Origin of the sequence: Butyricimonas muris (genome assembly GCF_046365375.1) — a bacterium.
GTDB classification, from domain to species: Bacteria; Bacteroidota; Bacteroidia; order Bacteroidales; family Marinifilaceae; genus Butyricimonas; species Butyricimonas muris.
The window spans coordinates 1-643 of sequence record NZ_JBKEIT010000028.1 but is presented as its reverse complement, the minus strand read 5'-3'; the positions used below and the strand labels follow the sequence as shown (position 1 = coordinate 643).

Annotated in this window: 1 protein-coding gene; it reads left to right on the top strand. The window is 38.1% G+C overall.

The genetic code is table 11. The features are described from left to right. A partial coding sequence (locus tag ACK8P8_RS22205; protein WP_410026332.1) for a hypothetical protein occupies positions 1-591 on the top strand: 591 nt, incomplete at its 5' end. Positions 592-643 lie beyond the last annotated feature (52 nt).

Below are 643 nucleotides of genomic sequence, written 5' to 3'. Positions count from 1 at the left end.
GGCATATCGTTTTCTCAAAATCGGGAAGAAACGAGAAGTGACGTGGTGAAAGGCAAAGAGTCGGGAGAAATTGTTAAAGGTAAGAATGTGGCTTATCGGGTCATGAAAACTGATTTCTTCTATAATATTAAAAATGTAGATATTCAGGATACTCTTTGGTATCATTTCGGAGGGAAGCTCGCTCCAGTGAAAATGAGAAAACAAATAAGAGAGATCGTGTATAAGTATGTTAAAATGGAGAATTTGCGTTTATCTCGCGAGGAGTTTGTTGCTGATGGTAGTCTTGTGATCAGTTTTATTTTGAACAAGGAATTTAAAGTGGAAAAAATCATGTTTTCTTTGGAGCATGGTGAAGTTTTTGGAGAGGTTGGAGAACGTGATTTTTGGCCAACCCTTCCTATGGATTTCTATTACAAGATAGAGCAAGAGATAATGAAAATGGAACCCGTGATAGAGGAGACAGATAAAAAATGGATTAATAGGAGGGATTTTAAAAACGGAGAGTTTTTACGTCTAAGAGTTTATTATGAAGGAGTAGTTGAGGCATTGAATGCCAAGGAGCCTGAAACAAAAAATAATGCAATCGATTAATGGTTACTTCCCCGCTACGGCGGGGAGTCCCTTGCTTGTTTGCAAGAGGTTG